Source organism: Streptomyces sp. NPDC002324, from assembly GCF_053593335.1.
In genome coordinates this window covers 59,945-80,959 of record NZ_JBSFCF010000024.1, presented here as the reverse complement: position 1 = coordinate 80,959, position 21,015 = coordinate 59,945, and the positions used below count along the sequence as shown (strand labels likewise).

The window sequence follows — 21,015 nt, the reverse complement described above, 5'->3', positions numbered from 1 at the left end:
GCTGGATGGAGAAGCCGAGGCCGGTGACCCGGGCCGCCAAGGCCGTCGCCCTCGCCGTCGTCGTCCTCCTGGTGTGCGTGCCGTTCCTGGTGATCGTGTCGACGTCCCTCGCCTCGACCGACGAGGTGGTGGCCAACGGCGGCTGGGTGCTGTGGCCGACCGAGCCGAGCCTGGACGCGTACCGCGACATCCTCGACGGCGGCATCGTCACCCACGCCCTCGGCGTCAGCGCCGGCGTCACGCTCGCCGGCACGCTGCTCAGTCTCGCCTGCACGGTCACCCTCGCCTACGCGCTCTCCCGTCCCGGCGTCTTCGGCGGCCGGCCGGCGCTGCTGCTGATCCTGTTCACCTTCCTGTTCCCGCCCGGCATGATCCCGAGCTTCCTGCTGGTCAAGGAGCTGGGCCTGCTGGACAGTTACGCCTCGCTCGTGCTGCCCGTCCTGGTGAACGTCTTCAACCTCGTCGTCCTGCGCGGCTTCTTCCAGGGCATCCCGGAGGAGCTGTACGAGGCCGCGCGGCTCGACGGGGCGGGGGACTGGCGGGTGCTGTTCTCGGTCGTCCTGCCCCTGTCCAAGGCCGCGCTCGCCGTGGTCGGGCTGTTCTACGCGGTGGCGTACTGGAACTCCTGGTTCTACGCCTCGCTGTACCTGGAGAGCGACCACTGGCCCCTCCAACAGGTCCTGCGCACCTACGTGGTGGCCGGCTCCGGCCTCACCGACGCGACGACCGGCGAGGGCACCGTCACCGCACCGCAGACCGTGCAGATGGCGGTGCTGGTGATCGCCACCGTACCGATCCTGCTCGTCTACCCCTTCCTCCAGAAGTACTTCACCAAGGGCGTGCTCACCGGCGCCGTCAAGAGCTGACCCACGCCGATCCACACCGACACGAGGGGTTCATCCATGCCCAGCATGTCCCGACGTACTCTGCTCGGTTCCCTGGCCGCCGCCTCCGTCCCGGGCGTGCTGACCGCCTGTTCCACGGGCTCCGGCGACAGCGACGTGTCCAACGCGGGCAAGAAGCTGGCGCCCTGGCCGACGTACACCCCGGCGCGCGGCCCGAAGCCGGACCTCGCGCCCACCGAGGCCGGCGTCCAGGCCGGCTACACCACCTACCCCGCCGACCTCGTCAGATCCGTCTCCCGCACCCCGGGTGACGGCTCCACGGTCAGGGTCATGTCCGTGTCGTTCGGAACGCCGCCGAAGCCCGCCTCCGCCAACCGGTTCTGGGCGGCGGTCGAGAAGGCCCTCGGGGTGAAGATCGAGTACACGATCGTCCCCCAGGCCGACTACCAGAAGAAGATGGCGACGGTGATGGCCGGTGACGCCGACGCCCTGCCCGACATCATCAACGTCTTCTCCGGCTTCGTCCTGCCCCGAGAGGCCGAGTTCGTCCGGCGCCGCGCCGAGGACCTCACCCCGTTCCTCTCCGGCGACGCGATCGCCGACTACCCGAACCTCGCGAACATCCCCACCCACGCCTGGCGGGACATGGGCCGCATCGGCGGCCTCCTCTACGGCATCCCGCTGGAGCGCCCGCTGCCCGGCTCCACCCTCTGGCTCAACCAGGGCATGTTCGCCGACGCGGGCATGACGGAGGGCTGGACCTCCGACGACTTCGCCGCCGTGGCCGAACGGGCCACCGGCGGCCGCACCTACGCCCTCGGCGCCGCCGCAGGTTCCCTCTTCGGCAACGCCGTCCACGCGGCCGCCCACAACTCCCCCCTGGAATGGGCCGTCACCAAGAGCGGCACCTTCGAATCCGCCTGGTCCGACGAGCGCTTCAAGGCGGCGATCGCCTTCCAGGCACGGCTGCGCAAGGACGGCTCGTACCACCCCGACGCCACGTCCGTCTCCCAGATCGACCTGACCACGCTCTACTACAACGGCACGGTCGGCTCCATGCAGGACGGCTTCGGCGCCTACCTCCCCAAGTACCGGGAGAGCAAGGGCAAGCTGACCCCGGCGGCGGCCCTGCCGTACAGCGTCGGCGGAGAGCCCGGTGGTGTCGTCGCCGCCCGCCGCTCCTTCGGCTACACCGTGCTGAAGAAGGCAGGGAAGGAACGGATCGAGCTGCTGCTGCGCGTCCTGGACCACCTCGCCGCGCCCTTCGGCAGCCAGGAGTGGGAACTCGTCCACTACGGCGTCGAGGGGACCCACTTCACCCGCGCCGCCGACGGCTCCCCGCAGGTCACCAGGCTCGGCGAGGTCGAGAACAACACCAATCTGCCGCTGAAGTACCTCGCGGAGGGCCCCCAGGTGCTGTTCGTCCCGGGTATGCCGGACGCCGTACGGGCGCTGCACACCTGGCAGCGGAAGGTCGTGCCGCACGCCGTCCGCAACGCCTCCTTCGGCCTCCAGTCCGCCACGAAGAACTCCCAGGGGACGACCCTCAAGGCCCTCGTCGAGGACACGATCACCGGCATCGTCGCCGGTCGCCTCCCGATGTCCGAATGGGACGCGACCGTGAAGAAGTGGCGGCAGCGGGGCGGCGACAGAATGGCCGAGGAGTTCGCGAAGGACTACGCGGCCAATACGTGAGCAGAGGCCGGCGGTCGGCGGCGGAAGCGGAACAGGAGACGCGGGGGATGGGGAACGACATGGCGCCCGAGCAGACGCGGTCCGAGCAGACGCGGTCCGAGCAGACGCGGTCCGAGCAGACGAGGTCCGAGCCGACGCGGTCCGAGCCGATGCCGGAGGGACTGGTACTCCGGTCGACGGTGCCCGAGGCGGCGGCGTCCGAGGCGGCGGTGCCCGACGGGCCGGCGCCCCCCGCTGCCGACGCTCCGGTGCCCAAGGGGCGGATCACCATCCGTGAGGTCGCCGAGCGGGCCGGAGTGTCGACGGCCACCACCTCCCGCGCGCTCAGCGGCAACCACCCCGTGCCCGCGGCGACCCGGGCCCGCGTGCTGCGCGCCGCCCGCGAGCTCGACTACGTCGCCAACGCGCACGCCCGCGCCCTGGTCGGCGGCGGCCGCAAGATGGCCGCCGTCGTCGTCCGCCAGGTCACCAGCCCCTTCTACGCCCAGGTCGCCGAGGGGGTGGAGGCGGAGGCCGCCGACCGGGGCTGGCTGTGCGTGGTCGGCGCGACCGGGGGAGACCCGCAGCGGGAGATGGAGTTCGTGCGGCTCATGCGGGAGGAGGGGGCACGGCTGGTGATCCTGGTGGGCGGCGTCGTCGAGGACGACGCGTACCGTTCGCGCGTGGCCCAGTACGCGCAGGCCCTGGACTCCTCGGGGGCCCGGCTCGTGCTGTGCGGCCGGCCCGCCCCCGATCCCGAAATCCCCGCGCTGGTCGTCGAGTTCGACAACGAGGCGGGGGCGCGGGCGATCACCGGGTATCTGCTGTCGGCCGGGCACCGCCGGCTCGTCTTCCTCGGCGGGCTGCCCGGGAACACCGCGCTCGACGCCCGCGTCGCGGGGTACCGGGCGGCGCTGGCGGAGCACGGGCTGCCGCCCGAGGCCGCGCGGGTCGTGGACTGCGGCCTCGGGCGCCCCGCCGGGCTGCGGGCGATGACCGGACTGCTCAAGGAGACACGGGAGTTCACGGCCGTGTTCGCGGGGGACGACATGGTCGCCGCGGGGGCGCTCCGCGCGATCGCCGAGGCGGGGCTGAGGGTTCCCGACGACATCTCGGTGGTCGGGTACAACGACATCCCGCTGGCCGAGGACTTCGATCCGCCGCTCACCACGGTCCGTACGCCCGCGGAGGAGTTGGGGCGGGCGGCCGTGCGGATCGCTCTGCGGGACCCGGAGCGGGGGGTGGGGGGCCGGCATGTGCTGGGCACGCACATCGTCGTGCGGCGCAGTGTGGCTCCGCCGGCAGGGCCGTAGAAGCCGGCAGGGCCGTAGAACGTGTGCGGGTGAGGCGTGGCCGGTCACGTAGTTCCCCGCGCCCCCGTCGGGGCGCGCCGCACCGCTCTCTGTCCACGACTCACGGAGGAATCACGCCCGTATGACCGCGCAGCAGGTGCCACTCGCCGCTCACTCGGCGCTCCCCCCGGCCGACCACGTGCTCTCCCCCCTCACCGGCTGGACCCGCGCCCACTGGGAGGCGCTCGCCGACCGGCTGCTCGACGGGCTGCTGCCGTACGCGTCGCCGGGGCTGGCCCAGTACCGGCTGCCCGGTCGGGCCAGTCACTCGGGGCCGCTGTCCGACGGGCTGGAGGGGTTCGCGCGGTCCTTCCTGCTCGCCGCCTTCCGGATCGCCGGCTCGGCGGGGCGGGTCGGGCCCGCCCTGATCGAGCGGTACGCGGCCGGGCTCGCCGCCGGGACCGACCCGCACGGCGCCGAACGGTGGCCGGCGATCACGGACCGGTCGCAGCCCATGGTGGAGGCCGCGTCGATCGCGATCGCCCTGCACGAGACCCGCCCGTGGCTGTGGGACCACCTCGACGACGCCGTACGCGGGCGGATCGCCGACTGGCTGGGCGGATTCGTCGGAGCCGACGTCAACGACTCCAACTGGCGGCTCTTCCAGGTGATCACCGAGGAGTTCCTCGCCTCGGTCGGCGCCCCGCACAGCCGCGCCGAGATCGACGCGGGGCTCGCCCGGCTGGAGGACTGGTACCGGGGCGGCGGCTGGTACACCGACGGCGACGGACGGAAGTTCGACTACTACAACGGCTGGGCACTGCACCTGTATCCGGTGCTGTGGGCGCGGATCGCGGGTCCGCGCGCGGACCCGGCGGCGGTGGCCCGGCATCGCGGGCGGCTGCGTGAGTTCCTCGGAGCCCACCAGCACTTCTTCGGCGCCGACGGGGCACCGGTGCACCAGGGCCGCTCGCTCACCTACCGCTTCGCGACCGCCGCCCCGCTGTGGGCGGGAGCCCTCGCCGACGCCACGCCCCTGCCGCCCGGCCGCACCCGCAGGCTCGCCTCCGGCGCCCTGAAGCACTTCGCGGAACGGGGCGTGCCCGACGAGCGGGGCCTGCTCACGCTCGGCTGGTACCGGCCCTTCCTCCCCGTCACCCAACGCTACTCGGGCCCCGCCTCCCCGTACTGGGCGAGCAAGGCGTTCCTCGGTCTCCTCCTGCCCGAGAGCCACCCCGTGTGGAGCGCGCCCGAGGAACCCGCGCCCGTCGACACGGCCGACACCACGCTCGCCCTGCCCGGCCCCGGCTGGCTGTTGCACACCACCGCCGCCGACGGGCTCGTACGGCTCGTCAACCACGGCAGCGACCGGCTGCCGCCCCCGCCCGCGACCGCCGACGACAGCCCGCACTACGCCCGGCTCGCCTACTCCAGCGCCACGGCACCGCAGACCCCGGCCACCCCGCGGACCGGCCCCGACAACCATCTCGCCCTGCTCGCACCCGACGGCACGCCCTCCCCACGCGGCCGTATCCACCCCCTGGGCGCCGAAGGCCGGCGCGCCGCTTCCCGGTACGGCCACGGCATCGAGACGGTCAGCGTGGTGCACGGCCCCTGGGAGATCAGGGTGCACCGAGTCGACGCCCCGGCCGGCGCACCCGTACGGGAAGGGGGCTGGGCCGTGGCCGAGGACGGCGGGCCGCCCGCGGGGGAGTCGGGGCCGGGCTGGGCGCTGGCCCGCCGCGCGGACGGCCTGACCAGCGCGATCGTGGGCCTGTACGGCTGGGGCGACCGGCCCGGAGCCGTGGTGCGAGCCGTCGGTGCGAACGCGTACGGGCACCACTCGGCGACACCCGTACTGGAAGGGCCCGGCGGGAGCGGGCCGGTCCTGGTCACCCTCGTCATGCTCAGCGGCGACCCGCGCACCCCGCACACCGGGGCGAGGGCGACGGTCGATGCCCACGGAGACGTGGACCTCCGCTTCCCGGACGGCACCCGGGAGCGGATCCGCCGCGACGAACTTCCGTACGGGACACAGGCGCTGCCACTTCCTCGGGGACAGCAACCGACGTGACCCGCTGATCGGGCCGCAGGCTCCGCGCGGCGGGTTCCTCGGCCCGGAGGAAGGCGCTCGACGGTCCGCGGACGGACCGTCGGGCCCTTTCGCTCAGCGGTCCGCCAGCGTCATCGCCCGGTCCAGCGCCTGGAGGAAACCGTTGACCGTGACCCGGTCGCGGACCGCCAGGCGCAGCCACTCCTCGTCCAGCCCCGGGAAGGTGTCGCCCCGCCGGACGGCGTAGCCGAGGCTGCGCAGATGCCGTCGTACGGCGGTCGCGCGGGGCAGCCGCATCAGCACGAACGGGCCCTCGGCGGGCTCGGCCACGACCAGCCCGTCGGGGGCGAACTCCCGGAGCCCGGCGACCAGATGGTCCCGGTCGGCGGCGATCCGGCAGGCCGCGTCGGCGGCCTCCGCGAGCGCCCGGTCCGACATACACGCCTCGGCCGCCGCGAGGGCGGGCGTCGACACCGGCCACAGGGGCTGCGCCCGCTCCAGCTCGGTGATCGTCCCGGGGGCGGCGAGGACGTACCCGATCCGCAGGCCCGCCAGGCCCCAGGTCTTGGTGAGGCTGCGCAGGACGACGAGGCCGGGCACGTCCGTCCGCCCGGCCAGCGCCTCACGCTCCCCGGGCACCGCGTCCATGAACGCCTCGTCGACCACCAGTGTCCGCCCCGGCCGGGCCAGTCGGGCGACGGAGGCCGCCGGGTGCAGCACCGACGTCGGGTTGGTCGGATTGCCGATGACGACCAGGTCCGCGTCCTCGGGCACGGCCGCCGGGTCCAGCCGGAAGCCGTCCGACGCCCGCAGCAGCACCCGGTCCACCGCGTGCCCGGCGTCCCGCAGTGCGGCCTCGGGTTCCGTGAACTGCGGGTGCACGACCACGGGCCGACGGACCTTCAGGGCGCGGGCGAACAGCACGAACGCCTCGGCGGCACCCGCCGTGAGCAGCACCCGGTCCGCGGGCAGCCCGTGCCGGGCCGCCACCGCCTCCCGTGCGGTCCGCCCGTCGGGGTAGGCGGCCAGCCCGGTCAGCGACCCGGCTATCCGCTCCCGCAGCCAGTCGGGCGGGGTGCCGGCCCGGACGTTCACGGCGAGATCGACGAGTCGCGCCCCGTCGTCGCGCACCTCGGCGTCACCGTGATGCCGGAGGTCGTGCCCCGGGTGCCGGGGGGCGTGGCCGTTCTCGGTGCCGGATTCAGTGTGCATGGGAGTTCGCGTGTCCCCGGTGGTGATGATCATGGCCGTGGTGCCCGCCCTCGTCCGGCTGGACGCGAGGCTGCCGAGGCAGTCCCGTGATGCTCCCGGCGCCGGACGGGACGGCGTCGACGGAGGGTTCGCGGGATGCGCGGTTCATGTGTGAGTCGCCCTCCAGCGCCTCCCGGTACCGCTGCACGACCAGGTCGAGCAGCTCCGGCTCCGGTCCGATGACATCGGCCGACCGTACCCCGATCTCCGGACGGGCGGCAGCCCAGCCCTCGGTCTGCTGCCGCACGCGTTCCGCCGGTCCGCCCGCGAGCGGGAAGTACGGCAGCACCACGACGCGCCGCGCGCCAAGCCTCACGCACCGGTCGAGACCGCTCGGCACGTCCGGCGCCGCCAGCGACCCGAACGCCGTCTCGACGCCCGCGTAGCCGCGCCCCTCCCACAGCAGCCGGGCGGCCCTGTGCACCTCGGCGTTGGCCCCGGCGTCGGTGGACCCGTGCCCCACGAGCAGCACGGTCACCTCGGCACGGTCGCCCGGCATCCGGGGCGCGGGCGACCCCAGCGCCTCCTCGGCCCGCCGCTCCAGGAGGTTCAGCAGCGTCGGGTGCGGGCCCGGTGGCCGGCCGCAGGTGTATCCGATCCCCGGGTGCCGCTCCTGGGCGAGGGCCAGCGCCGCCGTCAGGTCCCTCCCGGCCCGCCCGGTGGGCTCCGACGTCAGCGGGATCACGACGAACCGCCGTACCCCCCGCTCCACCAGCTCGTCCACGGCTCCGCCCAGCGACGACCCGGACGGCTCGACGAGGCCGCCCCCGACGGGCAGCCCCGGGTGACGGCGCATCACCTCGCGCAGTAAGCCGCGCAACGCCTCGGCCCCGGCATCGTCCCGGGTGCCATGACCGGCGGCGATGAGCAGGGCGGGCGGCGGGGTGGTCACGATGTCTCCTCGGATGCGGATGCGGATGCGGATGCGGATGCGGATGCGGATGCGGATGCGGATGCGGCGGACGTGTGCGGGGTGCGGGTCGAGCGGTGAGTCAGGTGTGGGGGCCGGGGCGGCGGCGGTCACCGTCGTCGTACCCCTGCGGGCCCCGGTCACGGCCGCCGTCACGATGATCATCATGCCGACCGGTGGCGGGACCCGCGCAACCAGGGTCCACCGGAGCGCCCGTCCCGTCCGGCGGCGAGGTGTCCGCCGGCGAGGCGCCCCGCCCCGCACCGGCCGACGCGACGGCACACGTCACCCCGGCCGGCCGTCCGTCCGCCGGGGCCGACTTCCGCTTGGGCACGAGGAGTTCGCCCCCGGCGACGAGCGCGGCGGCCTCCGCGACGGACGGGGTGCCCACGGCGGAGAGGGGCACGTCGGAGGGATGGGGCACCGGCACCGCGGCCAACTCCCGCGCCGAGTAGGTCACCAGGGGAACACCGAGACGTACGGCGGCCTGGACGACGCCGGGTTCGTCCGCCTTGGTGTCCACGGTGGCGAGCGCGGCGACCGATCCGGACGGAAGACCAGCCTCCCGCAGGGCCCCTTCGATCAGCCCGACGACCTCCGCCACCGGCACGCCCCTGGAGGCGCCCACCCCCACGACGACGGAGCCACGCGCCCGGTCAGCCACGGCCGCGCCCCGCGGGGAACACGAGGGGACCCCACCGCGCGGACCCCACCGGCCACGGCCCGCCCGCGACCGTGGCCCGCCCGCCCCGCTCCTCACTCGTTCGGGGCGCCGCGGCCAGGAGACCCCGCTCATCCGGTAGCAAGGACGCATGGCGGTCTTCGTGGCACTCGGCGCGTTCGTGATGACGCTGGTCGGCGGCTGGACGGCACAACGGGTGACGGACCGCCGTCACCTGGTGCTGGGCCTGGCCGGCGGCCTGATGCTGGGCGTGGTCGGCCTCGACCTGCTCCCCGAGGCGCTGGAGGCCGCCGGTGACGAGGTCTTCGGCGTACCGGCCGCGCTGCTGCTGTTCGTCGCCGGTTTCCTCCTGGCCCACCTCGTGGAGCGCCTGCTGGCCGCCCGCCAGGCCGCGCACGGGGCGGGGGAGCACAACGGCCGTACGCCCCAGGTGGGTCTGACGGCCGCGGCCGCGATGGTCGGGCACAGCGCCATGGACGGCGTCGCGATCGGCGCGGCCTTCCAGATCGGCGAGGGCATGGGCGTCGCGGTCGCGCTCGCGGTGATCGCCCACGACTTCGCGGACGGCTTCAACACCTACACACTCACGAGCCTGTACGGCAACGCCCGCCGCCGGGCGCTCGCGATGCTGTACGCCGACGCGGCCGCCCCGGTGGTGGGGGCCGCCTCCACCCTGCTGTTCACGATCCCGGAGGGCCCTCTCGGCTGCTACCTCGGCTTCTTCGGCGGCGCGCTGCTCTACCTCGCCGCGGCCGAGATCCTGCCCGAGGCCCACCACGCGCACCCGGCCCGCTCCACCCTGATGTGCACGATCGCGGGCGCGGCCTTCATCTGGCTGGTGGTGGGCGTGGCGGAGTGAGCGGCAGGACGCGAAGCCGTGCGCGGCGCCGGCCGGGCGACGGCTCATGACGTCCGGCATCTCTCCACGAACCGTCTGGCGACACCGGGCTCGGCCGCCCAGTGCGTGTGCAGATAGCTCGCGTGCACCCCGCGCCGGACGAACCCCTCGACCCGCGGCCCGGGAGTCCGTACCCCCCAGGCGGGCGCCGGCCCGGCCCCCGGTTCGACGACCGTCCGGTGGAACTCGTGGGCCCGCATCCGGGTCCCGGCGGGCGCGAGCACACTGTCGCCGACGGCCACGGCGTCCCGGTAGCCGAGCGTCAGCCGCTCGTCCATCCGGGCCGTCGCGTCGAGCACCCCGCACATGGGCCGCCCGTCCAGCTCCCGGCACAGATAGAGCAGGCCGGCGCACTCGGCGGCCACCGGAGCCCCGCCGAACGCCAGCTCGGCGACCGCCTTGCGCAGCGGCTCGTTGGCGGACAGCTCGGCGGCGTACATCTCGGGGAACCCGCCCCCGATCACCAACCCCCGTGTCCCTTCGGGGAGTTGCTCGTCGCGCAGCGGATCGAAGACGACGACCTCGGCACCGGCGGCGGTCAGCAGTTCGGCGTGCTCGGCATAGGAGAACGTGAACGCGGGCCCGCCGGCCACGGCGACCACCTGCCGTCCGCCCACGGGGTCGACGACGGGCGCCTCCCACGCCGGATCCGACAACGGCCCCGCGCTCCGGGCGAGCGCGACCAGCGCCCGCAGATCGCACCCCGCCCGTACCTGCGCGGCCATCGCCGCGACCGCCTCCACCGCCGCGGCCTGCCGCTCGGCGACCGGCACCAGCCCCAGATGCCGGGACGGCGTGTCCACCTGAGGAGCCCGCCGCAGAACCCCCAGCACGGGCACACCGGTCGACTCCAGGGCGTCCCGCAGCAACTCCTCGTGCCGGTCGGAGGCGACCTTGTTGAGGATCACGCCCCCGATCCGCACCCCGGGGTCCCAGGAGGCGAACCCGTGCACCAGCGCCGCCACCGACCGCGACTGCGAGGAGGCGTCCACGACCAGCACCACCGGCGCCCGCAGCAGCTTCGCCACATGCGCGGTGGACGCCAGCTCCCCCTGCCCCGAGGCCCCGTCGTACATCCCCATCACGCCCTCGACGACGGCGATGTCGCACCCGCGCGCCCCGTGCGCGAACAGCGGCGCGACCAGGTCCGGTCCGCACAGGTACGCGTCGAGGTTCCGGCCCACCCGCCCGCTCGCGAGCGCGTGGTAGCCGGGATCGATGTAGTCCGGCCCCACCTTGTGCGGGGACACGGCGAGCCCCCGCTCGGTGAGCGCGGCCATCAGCCCCGTGGCCACGGTGGTCTTGCCGCTGCGTGAAGAGGGCGCGGCGATCACCAGCCGGGGGACGGAGGCCACTGAGGAGTGAGACGTCACGATGTCACCACTCGATGCCCCGCTGGCCCTTCTGGCCCGCGTCCATGGGGTGCTTGACCTTCGACATGTCGGTCACGAGGTCCGCGAAGTCCACGAGCTTCTCGGGCGCGTTCCGACCGGTGATCACCACATGCTGGGTCCCGGGCCGGTTGCGCAGCACGTCGACGACCTCGTCGGTGTCGATCCACCCCCAGTGCAGCGGGTACGCGAACTCGTCCAGCACGTAGAGCTTGTACGTCTCGGCCGCCAGGTCCCGCTTGACCTGCTCCCAGCCCTCGCGGGCCTTGTCCTCGTTGTCCATCTGACCGTCACGCTGCACCCACGACCAGCCCTCGCCCATCTTGTGCCAGTCGACGGACCCGCCCTCGCCGGACGCCCCGAGCACCCGCAGCGCGTTCTCCTCGCCGACCTTCCACTTCGCCGACTTGACGAACTGGAACACCCCGATCGGCCACCCCTGGTTCCAGGCGCGCAGCGCGAGCCCGAACGCGGCGGTGGACTTGCCCTTGCCTATCCCCGTGTGCACGAACACCAGCGGACGGTTGCGGCGCTGACGTGTCGTCAGTCCGTCGTCCGGTACGACACTCGGCTGTCCCTGCGGCATCTACGCGGCCCTCCTGGAAGTCTTCTGCGTGCCCTGCACATCCCTGACCAGCCCGGCGATCGAGTCCGCCCGCAACTCGTCCAACGTCACCGCCGTACCGCCGAGTTCACCCGCGAGCCGCCCGGCGAGTCCCAGCCGGACATGGCCCGACTCGCAGTCGACGACCACGGACGCGGTCCCCTCGGCCGCGAACAGCCGTGCCGCCCGCTCCGCGAGCGCGACGGGCTCCGGCCCGCCGGTCGCCCGGCCGTCGGTCACCACCACGACCAGCGGGCGGCGCACCGGGTCCCGCAGCCGCTCCACCCGCAGGACGTCGTGCGCCTTCAGCAGCCCGGCGGCGAGCGGCGTCCGCCCGCCCGTCGGCAGCGACTCCAGCCGGGTCGCCGCCGCGTCCACGGACGAGGTCGGCGGCAGGGCCACCTCGGCCGCCGACCCCCGGAAGGTCACCAGACCCACCTTGTCCCGCCGCTGATAGGCGTCGAGGAGCAGCGACAGCACCGCGCCCTTCACGGCACTCATCCGCTGCCGCGCCGCCATCGACCCGGAGGCGTCCACCACGAACAGCACGAGATTGCCCTCACGCCCCTCCCGGGTCGCCTGCCGCAGATCGTCCCGGCGGACCACCAGCCCCGGCCCGGACCGGCCCCGCGTCCGCTGGTGTGGCGCGGCCGCCTGCACGGTCGCCGTCAGATGCAGCTTGGTCAGCGTGCCGCGCGGCCGGCGCGCCCCAGTGGTGCGCCCGTGCTCGGTCCGCGCCCGCGAACGCCGCCCGGCGGCACCCTCCCCGAGCCCCGGCACGCTCAGCACCTTCGTACGAAAGGGCTCGGCGGCCCGTACGGCCGACTGCTCCCCGGCGGCCGGCGCCTGCGCCGGCACGCCCTCCCCGTTCTCGGGTCGCGCTCCGCCGTCGCCGCCCTGCGGCCCGTCGGGCTCGGAGGAGGGCGGCTGCCCGCCGCCACCGGGCCCGTCGGGACCGGGATCGGGATCCTCGTCCTGAGGGTTGTGCGGGTCCTGCGGGTCTTCCGGGTCCCGCGGGGGCTCCGCGAACTCCTCCAGGGTCTCGTCGAGCTTGTCCTCGTCGAGCCCCGGCGCGTCGAACGGGTTCCGTCGCCGCCGGTGCGGCAGCGCCAGCAGCGCCGCCTGCCGCACGTCCTCCGCGAGCACCTCGGTCCGCCCGGCCCACGCGGCCAGCGCGGTCGCCGTGCGGGCCATCACGATGTCGGCCCGCATCCCGTCCACCTCGAAGGCCGCGCAGGTCGCCGCGATCTGCCGCAGCACCCCGTCGCCCAGCACCACGGACGGCAGCAACTCCCGTGCGGCGACGACCCGTTGCCGTACGTCGGCCTCCTCGTCCGCCCAACGGGCCGTGAAGCCCGCCGGGTCGTCGTCGTAGGCGAGCCGCCGCCGGACGACCTCCACCCGCTGGTCCGGCTCCCGCGAGGCCGCGACCTCCACGGTCAGCCCGAACCGGTCGAGCAACTGCGGCCGCAGCTCGCCCTCCTCGGGGTTCATCGTCCCCACCAGCAGGAACCGCGCGGCATGACGTACGGAGACGCCCTCGCGCTCCACGTACGAGGCGCCCATCGCCGCCGCGTCGAGCAGCAGGTCGACCAGGTGGTCGTGGAGCAGGTTGACCTCGTCGACGTAGAGGATCCCCCGGTGCGCGTCGGCGAGGAGCCCCGGCTCGAAGGCCTTCACGCCCTCCGACAGCGCCCGTTCGATGTCGAGGGCGCCGACGAGCCGGTCCTCGGAGGCGCCGACGGGCAGCTCGACCATACGCGCCGGCCGCGTCTCGAACGCCGGTTCGTGCGGCCCGTCCGGGCACGCGGGGTCCGGCTTCGCGGGATCGCAACTGAACCGGCACCCGGCGACGACCTCCACCTCCGGCAGCAGCGCCGCGAGCGCCCGCACGGCGGTGCTCTTGGCGGTGCCCTTCTCGCCGCGCACCAGCACACCGCCGACCGCCGGCGACACCGCGTTCAGCAGCAGCGCGAGGCGCAGGTCGTCCTGGCCGACGACGGCCGTGAACGGAAACGGAACACTCACTTTGCGTCGCCCTCCAAGTCACCCTCCGGCCGCGGGCGGTTGACCCCCGGCCGGTCGTTCAACAGCGAGCCCGTGCCCGTCATGCGGACGCTCCCGGCGCTCCGGGAGCCCCCGGCGGCACGAACGGCAGATCCTTCGGCGCGCCCGACTCGATGAGCCGCCACAGCGCGTCCGTGTCCGCGTGTTCCTCGATCAGGTCGCCGAGCCGGTCCAGCTGCTCCTCGCGCAGCGCGGCGAAGGACGTGTCGGCGGCCGGTACGAAACGGCGCCCGGAGGCTGCCGCCACCTCCCGCAGAAAGGCCCGCCGGAACCCGTCCGACTCCAGCGACCCGTGCCAGTGCGTGCCCCAGACCTGTCCGACCCGGCACCCGTCCAGGAAAGGCTCCCCGCCCAGTACCTCGGCGACCCCGTGGTGGATCTCGTACCCCTCGACCCGCTCCCCGAGAGCCTCCCCGACCGGCCGCGTGAGCGTCTTCTCCCGGGCGAACCGTACGCGGACGGGCAGGAGGCCGAGCCCGTCGACGTGCCCCCGCCGGCTCTCGACGTCGTCCTCGATGTGCTCCCCGAGCACCTGGAACCCGCCGCAGACGCCGAGCACCGGCCGCCCCTCGGCGGCCCGCCGCGCGAGGGCGCCGGCGAGGCCCCGCTCCCGCAGCCACTCCAGCGCCCGCACCGTCCCCCGGGTCCCCGGCACGACGACGAGGTCGGCGTCGGCCAGTTCCTCGGCCCGGTCCACGAACCGCACGACGACACCGGGTTCGGCGGCGAGGGCGTCCACGTCGGTGAAGTTGGACATCAGCGGCACCGCGCACACGGCGACCCGCAGGACGTCCTCCCCGACGGGCGGTGCCACGTTCGACTCGCGGACCGTCCCGCGCAGCGAGACGCGCAGCCCGTCCTCCTCGTCGATCCCGAGCCCGTGCCGGAACGGCAGCACTCCGTACGTCCGCCGGCCGGTGAGCCCGTGCAGCATGTCGAGCCCCGGCTCCAGCAGGGAGACGTCGCCCCGGAACTTGTTGACGAGAAACCCGGCGACGAGTGCCTGGTCCTCGGGCGAGAGCAGCGCCACGGTCCCGAAGAAGGACGCGAAGACCCCACCGCGGTCGATGTCGCCGACGACGAGCACGGGGAGCCCGGCGTTCCGGGCGATCCCCATGTTGACGATGTCGGTCCGCCGGAGATTGATCTCGGCGGGGGAACCGGCCCCCTCACAGATCACCGCGTCATACGTGCCCCGCAACTCGGCGAGACAGTCCAGCACGGTCCCGAGCAGCCGCTGTTGCCGCCCGCCGTGGTACCCGCGCGCACTCATCTCCCCCACGGGCTTGCCGAGCAGCACCACCTGACTGCTGCTTTCACCACCGGGCTTCAGCAGGACGGGGTTCATGAGCGCGGTCGGCTCCACCCGGCAGGCCTGGGCCTGCATGGCCTGGGCCCGTCCGATCTCGGCGCCCTCCTTCGTCACGAAGGAGTTGAGCGACATGTTCTGCGCCTTGAAGGGCGCGACCTTCACCCCCTGCCGCACGAGCCACCGGCAGATCCCGGCGGTCACCACGCTCTTCCCGGCATCGGAGGTGGTTCCGGCGACCAGCAACCCGCCACTCATCCCTGACTCCTCGACCGCCGTGCCGGCCGCCCCGCGACCCGCCCCCGCACCATCGCCGCACCCGCGCTGACACCGAGGGCGAGCCAACTCACCCTGCGGGACAGCCGGACGGCCCGTTCGATGTCCCCGACGCCGACGGCCCGTCCCTCCCCATTGAGCACGGGCCGGTGCTCGACCCGCCCCCCGTACGACAACGTGCCCCCCAACCGCACTCCGAGCGCCCCCGCGAACGACGCCTCCACGGGCCCCGCGTTGGGACTCGGATGCCTGCCCGCGTCCGCCCGCCAGGCCCGCACCGCCCCCCGGGGATCCCCGCCGGCGGCGGTGGCCAGCAGGGCGGTCAGCCGGGCCCCCGGCCACCCCGCCACGTCGTCCAGCCGCGCGGAGGCCCACCCGTAGCGCCGGTACCGCCGCGACCGATGCCCGACCATGGCGTCCAAGGTGTTGACGGCCCGGAACCCCACGAGTCCGGGCACTCCGCCGACGGCCCCCCACACGAGCGCCCCCACCACCGCGTCGGACGTGTTCTCGGCGACGGACTCCACGACCGCCCGCGCGATCCCGTCCGGGTCGAGCGCCTGCGGATCCCGTCCGCACAGATGGGGCAACCGGCCCCGCGCGCCCTCGACATCGCCCGCGTCGAGGAACCGCGCGATCGTTCGCGCCTCCCGTCCGAGCGAGGTCCCCCCGACGACGGCCCAGGTGGCGGCGGCGGTCAGTCCGACGGACGCGATCCGTGACGGCCGTACGGCGGCCGAGGCGGCGGCCCCCAGAGCGACGGCGCCGCCGGCGCACACCGCGGTGTGCAGCGCGCCCCATCCCCGGTGGTCCCGCCACAGCACCCGCTCCGCCGCACCGGCGGCCCGCCCGAACGCGGCGACCGGATGCCCCCGGCGCGGATCGCCGAACAGCAGATCGCCGAGGAGCCCGACGGCGGCACCGTACGCGAAGACGCGATCGGCACGCACCGGTTCAGCCGATCACGGGGTCGGGCAGGGTCCGGACGCTGGGCCCCGAAGGGAAGCCGCACAGGGCGCACATGGCGATAGGTCCTCACTCAGGGTGTCCACGCCCTGGTTCGACGAGACCGACGGCGAGAGTTCCTGGCTCCCGGGGAGACGCTTCGAGATGCTTCCCCGGTGACAGTGGCGGGACCGCGCCGGACTCGCACCGGCTTCCTCTTCAACCGTCGTACATGGCCCCGGCAGTCCACCACGCCCCCGGAAGACCCGTCAACTTGCTGTTGACCTGCGGCGCAACGGTGTGCTCAGCCCCACATCGCCGAAATCCCGTCAGACGCCCGAATCGGCTCTTTCCGCGCTCCCGCCGGACGGCCCGGCCGGGCACACCCCGAGGAACGGCGGTACGACGTCCGAGCCGCATCCGGAACTCTGTGTACATCTTCCGCCACACGGCGTGGTGTGCTTTTCTGGCTGGACTTGTTGGACCCGGAACGGGCGCCTCGCGACGGGTCGCCCGGGGGACGGGAGGTGCGCACGTGGAAGATCGGCCGAGCGGGACGGTCTCGTCGGGCACGAGGTACGGGAGCGCGCGCGGAACGTGGGTGGCGGAGGCCGCGCCCTGGGCACTCTTCTGTTCGGTCATGGGGGTGCTGGCCGTCGGCGCGGGCGCGCTGGCGGCGCTCCTCGTCCCGGCGGGTGAGGTGCGCGGTCCGGTCTGGACGCTGGTGACGGTTCTCGTCGCCGCCGGCGCGGGCCTGTGGTCGGGTCTCACCCCGGGCACGGGGCGGCTCCGGGGCCTGAACCGTGCTCCGGTCGTGCCCCCGCCCCGCGGGCCGGAGCGTCGCTGACGCCGGCCCGGGACGCGGGCGACCCCCGAGGGCGCGGTACGCCGTCGGGGGTCGCCGGTCGAGCTGTCGAGAGACCGGGGAGGTCCGGTCTCAGGTCATGATCATGTCCGGTCTCAGGTCATGATCAGGGAGATTCCGTACGCCACTGCCCCCGCGCACAGCGCGAAGCACACGTACGCTCCCGTGGTCGCCGCCGCCACCGAGTCGCCCCGGGTCGACGCCTCCTCCCGCTTGGAGAGGCCGACGATGCCGAGGGTGAACAGGCCGACGAGGGCCACGGTGACCACGAGGCTGACTCCGAAGACGGAGCCGAGAGCTGCCCAGTCGATGTGCATGGTGGTGATCTTCCTCAGGGAGTCGTGGGGCTCAGACGGCGTGCGTCGGCGCGGACGTGCTCGCCGGTGCCGTGGTCTCGGCGGCGGGGGCCGGGATGGTCGCCGTGAGGTCCTCGGCCACGGTGCCGACCGGCGGCGGGGTCACGGCGGCGATCGCCGTCGTCACCACCCCGGGCGGCTCCTCGGTGTCGTTCACGTTGGTGTGGTCGACCACCTCGCGGCGGGAGACCAGCCAGATCGCGGCGCTGGAGGCGACGAGGAAGACCGCGACGACGGCCGTGCCCCAGGTGCCGAAGGACGTCACCCACTCGGCCAGCGCGGCGACCAGCGCGGCGGCCGGCAGGGTCAGGCCCCAGGCGACGAACATCCGGGTCGCGGTGGACCAGCGGACCACCCCGCCCTTGCGGCCGAGGCCCGCGCCCATCACCGCACCGGAGACCGAGTGCGTGGTGGAGAGCGAGAAGCCGAGGTGCGAGGAGGCCAGGATGACCGTGGCCGCGCTGGTCTGGGCGGCGAAGCCCTGCTGCGGCTGGAGGTCGGTCAGGCCCTTGCCCATCGTGCGGATGATGCGCCAGCCGCCCAGGTAGGTGCCGAGCGCGATGGCCGTACCGGCGGAGACGATGACCCACACCGGCGGGTCCGAGTCGGGCGCCAGGGTGCCGCCGGCCACCAGGGCCAGCGTGATGATGCCCATCGTCTTCTGGGCGTCGTTCGTGCCGTGGGCCAGCGAGACCAGGCCGGCGGAGGCGATCTGGCCGGCGCGGTAACCCTTGCCGGAGGCCTTCTCGTTGGTGTGCGCGCCGAGCTTGTACGTCAGCCGGGTGGCGAGCATCGCCGCGAGACCGGCGACCAGCGGGGCGGCGACGGCCGGGATCAGCACCTTGGTGACGAGCACGTCCCCGTGCACCGCGCCCACGCCGACCGAGGCGATGGTGGCGCCGATGAGGCCGCCCATCAGGGCGTGCGAGGAGCTGGAGGGGAGTCCGACCAGCCAGGTCAACAGGTTCCAGAGGATGGCGCCGACGAGCGCCGCGAAGATGACCTCTGGCTGTATGCCGGACTCGTCGACGAGCCCCTTGGAGATGGTGTTGGCGACCTCGATGGAAAGGAACGCGCCGACAAGGTTGAGCACGGCGGACATGGCCACCGCGACCTTGGGCTTCATGGCGCCTGTCGAGATGGTGGTGGCCATCGCGTTGGCGGTGTCGTGGAAACCGTTCGTAAAATCGAACGCAAGCGCGGTGACGACCACGATCGCGAGGATCAGCGAGAAGTTTTCCATTTACCTGAGCTTCTTTCGGACGTCAGTGGCATGAGGACCGTAGGCAACCTGGATGAACGGAAGGTGAACTGGGGCGGGCGTGTGGGTGTAGTGAATGAGGTGCCGCCCTTCCGCTTGTGCGCGTGCGGCGGGGCCCGGCCCGACGGGACGGCGGCCCGACGTTCGAACGCAGGCGGAATACCGTGGTCCGGCCGCCTCTCGTCCCGCCTCCCGCGCCCCGCCTCCGGCCGCCCGTCCGTCCTTTGTGTGAGGTGCCTGGCAGGATCACGGCATGGCTGAGCAGCGGCGCGACGTCCGGGACGAGCGAGGCGTGGACGAGGTGGGCGGGCATCCGCGGGATGTGCGGGACGGAGGGCGGCGCGGTGTGCCGGACGAGGTGGCGCGCGCGTGGGGCGGACTCGTCGCCACCGCCCGGCGGACCGTGGCCGACGGTCTGGTCGTCGGCACCTCCGGCAACGTGTCCGTGCGCGTGGGGGACACCGTCCTGGTCACACCGACGGGAGTGCCGTACGACCGCCTGACCCCGGACGACGTCACGGGCGTCGACCTCTCCGGCCGGCAGGTCCTCGGCACGCTCCGCCCGACCAGCGAACTCCCCATGCACCTGGCGATCCACACCACGACCGACGCCCGTGCCGTCGTCCACACCCACGCCGTGCACGCGACGGCCGTCTCCACCCTCGTGGACGAGCTGCCGCTGATCCACTACATGTCCGCCGCCCTCGGCGGACCCGTCCGGGTCGCCCCCTACGCGACCTACGGCACCCCGGAGTTGGCCGAGAACATGCTCCGGGCCCTGACGGGCCGCACGGCCTGCCTGCTCCAGAACCACGGCACGATCACCTGCGGCGGCACCCTCGACGAGGCCTACGACCGCACGGCCCAGCTGGAATGGATGTGCCAGGTCTGGCTGAAGGCCTCCACCGTCCCGCACCTCACCCCGCACCTGCTCACCCGCGAACAGCTGAACGAGACGGGCGAGCGCCTCAGGGGATACGGCCAGCCGGGCTAGCCTCCGGACCGACGGCGGCGAGCCTCCGGGGCACCCTCAGGATGCGTACACCCGCCACTCGGCCGGGCGCCCGCACACCGCGACACGCACATGGTCACCCCCCGACGCACGCCCACTGGCCCCCGGCACGGTCCGCCGGGACACTGGAGCCGTGCGTGGAGTGAGAGCGGCAGCTTCGGCCCTCGGGGTCGCGTTCGCCGTCGGCGCGGCCAGTGTCGCCGCGGGCCGGCTGGCCAGTGACGTCGCGCTGAAGGCGCCGCCGGGCGAACCGCTGCCCACGGAACCCCGGCTGACCGTGCACGCCACCGCGGCCGGCCGCATCGCGCTGACCCGGGCCTTCGCCTCCCAGCGCCCCGGCACCTACGGCCTCACCGGCAACGGCTCCCACGCGGTCGTCGGCGGCGTGCTGAACGGCGCCCCGCACGCCCCCGACGCGGTCGTCCGCCGCCTGGAGCGTGTCAGCCAGGGCACCTTGGAGCCCGGCGACAAGGTGTGGCTCACCCCGGACCTCCACATCGGCGACCCGCGCACCGCGCTCGGCCTCGACCACGACGACGTCGAGATCCCCGGCGAACTCGGCACCCTGCCCGCCTGGTTCGTGCCCGCCGCCCGGGACACCTGGGTGATCGCCGTGCACGGTCTCGGCGCCACCCGCGCACACGCCCTGAACCTCATGGAGGCCCTGCACCGCCACCACTTCCCGGTCCTCGCCCCGGCCTACCGGGGCGACCCTGGCGCGCCCCGCTCCCCGGACGGCCTGAACCACCTCGGCGAGACCGAGTGGCGCGACGTGGACGCCGCCCTCAGGTACGCCGTGCGGTACGGCGCCGAGCGCGTCGTCCTGCTCGGCTGGTCCACCGGCGCCACCATGGCCCTGCACGCCGCCACCCGCTCCGCCCTGCGCGACCGCGTGGCCGGACTCGTGCTGGACTCACCGGTCCTCGACTGGGCCGCCACCCTGCGGGCCCTCGCCACCGCCCGCCGCACCCCCGGCCCCCTGCTGCCCCTCGCGGTCCGCGCCGCGCAGGGGCGCACCGGACTGCGTGCCGCGCCCGCCGACCACGAGACCGCCCCCTCCGGTCTCCGGGCCCCGACGCTGCTCCTTCACGGTCCCGACGACACCGTCGCCCCCTGGGGTCCCTCCCGGCGCCTCGCCGCCCTCCGCCCCGACCGGGTCACCCTGCGCACGGTCCGCCACGCCCCGCACGGCGCCATGTGGAACGCCGACCCGAAGGCCTACGAGGAAACCCTCCGCCGCTTCCTCACCCCCCTGGTGTAGGCGGCCGGGCTCGTCGAGGGCCCCGCGAAACCTGTCCGCAGCGAGAGGTGCGCCACATTCCGC

The 21,015-nt window shown here is 74.1% G+C and carries 18 protein-coding genes and 1 riboswitch; of the genes, 8 read left to right on the top strand and 10 right to left on the bottom strand.

Features of this window, described 5'->3' with window-relative positions:
- Positions 1 to 5: 5 nt before the first annotated feature.
- The 4 genes from ACWCRJ_RS27960 (at position 6) to ACWCRJ_RS27945 (ending at position 5,885) form a co-directional block, all read left to right on the top strand.
- Positions 6 to 866, top strand: coding sequence for a carbohydrate ABC transporter permease (locus ACWCRJ_RS27960; protein WP_450941944.1), 861 nt, complete (start codon positions 6 to 8; stop codon positions 864 to 866).
- Between the two features lie 36 nt (positions 867 to 902).
- Complete coding sequence (locus ACWCRJ_RS27955) at positions 903 to 2,540, top strand: extracellular solute-binding protein (protein ID WP_450941896.1); 1,638 nt, start codon at positions 903 to 905, stop codon at positions 2,538 to 2,540.
- A gap of 47 nt (positions 2,541 to 2,587) precedes the next feature.
- Positions 2,588 to 3,832 carry a LacI family DNA-binding transcriptional regulator gene (locus ACWCRJ_RS27950; RefSeq protein ID WP_450941895.1) on the top strand — a complete coding sequence of 415 codons (1,245 nt, stop codon included), beginning with the start codon at positions 2,588 to 2,590 and terminating at the stop codon, positions 3,830 to 3,832.
- Positions 3,833 to 3,953: 121 nt separating this feature from the next.
- Positions 3,954 to 5,885 (top strand): DUF2264 domain-containing protein, encoded by a 1,932-nt coding sequence (locus ACWCRJ_RS27945; RefSeq protein ID WP_450941894.1) that lies wholly within the window; start codon positions 3,954 to 3,956, stop codon positions 5,883 to 5,885.
- A gap of 93 nt (positions 5,886 to 5,978) precedes the next feature.
- On the opposite strand, the gene cobC is transcribed toward ACWCRJ_RS27945, so the two are convergent.
- The 3 genes from cobC to ACWCRJ_RS27930 all read right to left on the bottom strand — a co-directional run bounded on the left by cobC (position 5,979) and on the right by ACWCRJ_RS27930 (position 8,689).
- Positions 5,979 to 7,076: an Rv2231c family pyridoxal phosphate-dependent protein CobC gene (gene cobC, locus ACWCRJ_RS27940; protein WP_450941893.1), complete on the bottom strand. Its 1,098-nt coding sequence runs from the start codon at positions 7,074 to 7,076 to the stop codon at positions 5,979 to 5,981.
- Complete coding sequence (locus ACWCRJ_RS27935; protein WP_450941943.1) at positions 7,066 to 8,007, bottom strand: sirohydrochlorin chelatase; 942 nt, start codon at positions 8,005 to 8,007, stop codon at positions 7,066 to 7,068. Before ACWCRJ_RS27935 ends, cobC begins: the two co-directional genes overlap by 11 nt.
- Positions 8,008 to 8,107: 100 nt before the next feature.
- Complete coding sequence (locus tag ACWCRJ_RS27930) at positions 8,108 to 8,689, bottom strand: cobalamin biosynthesis protein (RefSeq protein ID WP_450941892.1); 582 nt, start codon at positions 8,687 to 8,689, stop codon at positions 8,108 to 8,110.
- Positions 8,690 to 8,837: 148 nt separating this feature from the next.
- On the opposite strand from ACWCRJ_RS27930, the gene ACWCRJ_RS27925 reads away from it, so the two are divergent.
- Positions 8,838 to 9,566, top strand: coding sequence for a ZIP family metal transporter (locus ACWCRJ_RS27925; RefSeq protein WP_450941891.1), 729 nt, complete (start codon positions 8,838 to 8,840; stop codon positions 9,564 to 9,566).
- Positions 9,567 to 9,610: 44 nt separating this feature from the next.
- Here ACWCRJ_RS27925 and ACWCRJ_RS27920 read toward each other — a convergent pair whose 3' ends face one another.
- The 5 genes from ACWCRJ_RS27920 to ACWCRJ_RS27900 form a co-directional block, all read right to left on the bottom strand.
- Positions 9,611 to 10,978, bottom strand: coding sequence for a cobyrinate a,c-diamide synthase (locus tag ACWCRJ_RS27920; protein WP_450941890.1), 1,368 nt, complete (start codon positions 10,976 to 10,978; stop codon positions 9,611 to 9,613).
- Between the two features lie 4 nt (positions 10,979 to 10,982).
- Entirely contained in the window at positions 10,983 to 11,582 is a 600-nt protein-coding gene (cobO, locus tag ACWCRJ_RS27915; protein ID WP_239753193.1) for a cob(I)yrinic acid a,c-diamide adenosyltransferase, read from the bottom strand.
- Positions 11,583 to 13,628: a putative cobaltochelatase gene (locus tag ACWCRJ_RS27910; RefSeq protein ID WP_450941889.1), complete on the bottom strand. Its 2,046-nt coding sequence runs from the start codon at positions 13,626 to 13,628 to the stop codon at positions 11,583 to 11,585. It abuts the gene before it with no gap.
- Between the two features lie 79 nt (positions 13,629 to 13,707).
- On the bottom strand, positions 13,708 to 15,234 hold the full coding sequence (locus ACWCRJ_RS27905) for a cobyric acid synthase (protein ID WP_450941888.1): 1,527 nt from the start codon (positions 15,232 to 15,234) through the stop codon (positions 13,708 to 13,710).
- Complete coding sequence (locus tag ACWCRJ_RS27900; RefSeq protein ID WP_450941887.1) at positions 15,231 to 16,202, bottom strand: cobalamin biosynthesis protein; 972 nt, start codon at positions 16,200 to 16,202, stop codon at positions 15,231 to 15,233. The genes ACWCRJ_RS27905 and ACWCRJ_RS27900 overlap by 4 nt, the downstream gene beginning before the upstream one ends.
- A gap of 107 nt (positions 16,203 to 16,309) precedes the next feature.
- Positions 16,310 to 16,463, bottom strand: a riboswitch (cobalamin riboswitch).
- A 335-nt stretch (positions 16,464 to 16,798) separates the two neighbouring features.
- On the opposite strand from ACWCRJ_RS27900, the gene ACWCRJ_RS27895 reads away from it, so the two are divergent.
- A complete protein-coding gene (locus ACWCRJ_RS27895) occupies positions 16,799 to 17,044 on the top strand; it encodes a hypothetical protein (RefSeq protein ID WP_450941886.1) in 246 nt (81 codons plus the stop codon).
- Positions 17,045 to 17,157: 113 nt separating this feature from the next.
- On the opposite strand, the gene ACWCRJ_RS27890 is transcribed toward ACWCRJ_RS27895, so the two are convergent.
- Both ACWCRJ_RS27890 and ACWCRJ_RS27885 read right to left on the bottom strand, forming a co-directional pair.
- Entirely contained in the window at positions 17,158 to 17,379 is a 222-nt protein-coding gene (locus tag ACWCRJ_RS27890) for a hypothetical protein (RefSeq protein WP_391005313.1), read from the bottom strand.
- Positions 17,380 to 17,410: 31 nt separating this feature from the next.
- The gene (locus tag ACWCRJ_RS27885) at positions 17,411 to 18,661 is read right to left on the bottom strand and encodes an anion permease (RefSeq protein ID WP_450941885.1); all 1,251 of its coding nucleotides are present in this window, start codon (positions 18,659 to 18,661) and stop codon (positions 17,411 to 17,413) included.
- A 271-nt stretch (positions 18,662 to 18,932) separates the two neighbouring features.
- On the opposite strand from ACWCRJ_RS27885, the gene ACWCRJ_RS27880 reads away from it, so the two are divergent.
- Both ACWCRJ_RS27880 and ACWCRJ_RS27875 read left to right on the top strand, forming a co-directional pair.
- Entirely contained in the window at positions 18,933 to 19,673 is a 741-nt protein-coding gene (locus tag ACWCRJ_RS27880; protein WP_450941884.1) for a class II aldolase/adducin family protein, read from the top strand.
- Between the two features lie 151 nt (positions 19,674 to 19,824).
- Positions 19,825 to 20,952 (top strand): alpha/beta hydrolase, encoded by a 1,128-nt coding sequence (locus ACWCRJ_RS27875; RefSeq protein ID WP_450941883.1) that lies wholly within the window; start codon positions 19,825 to 19,827, stop codon positions 20,950 to 20,952.
- Positions 20,953 to 21,015 lie beyond the last annotated feature (63 nt).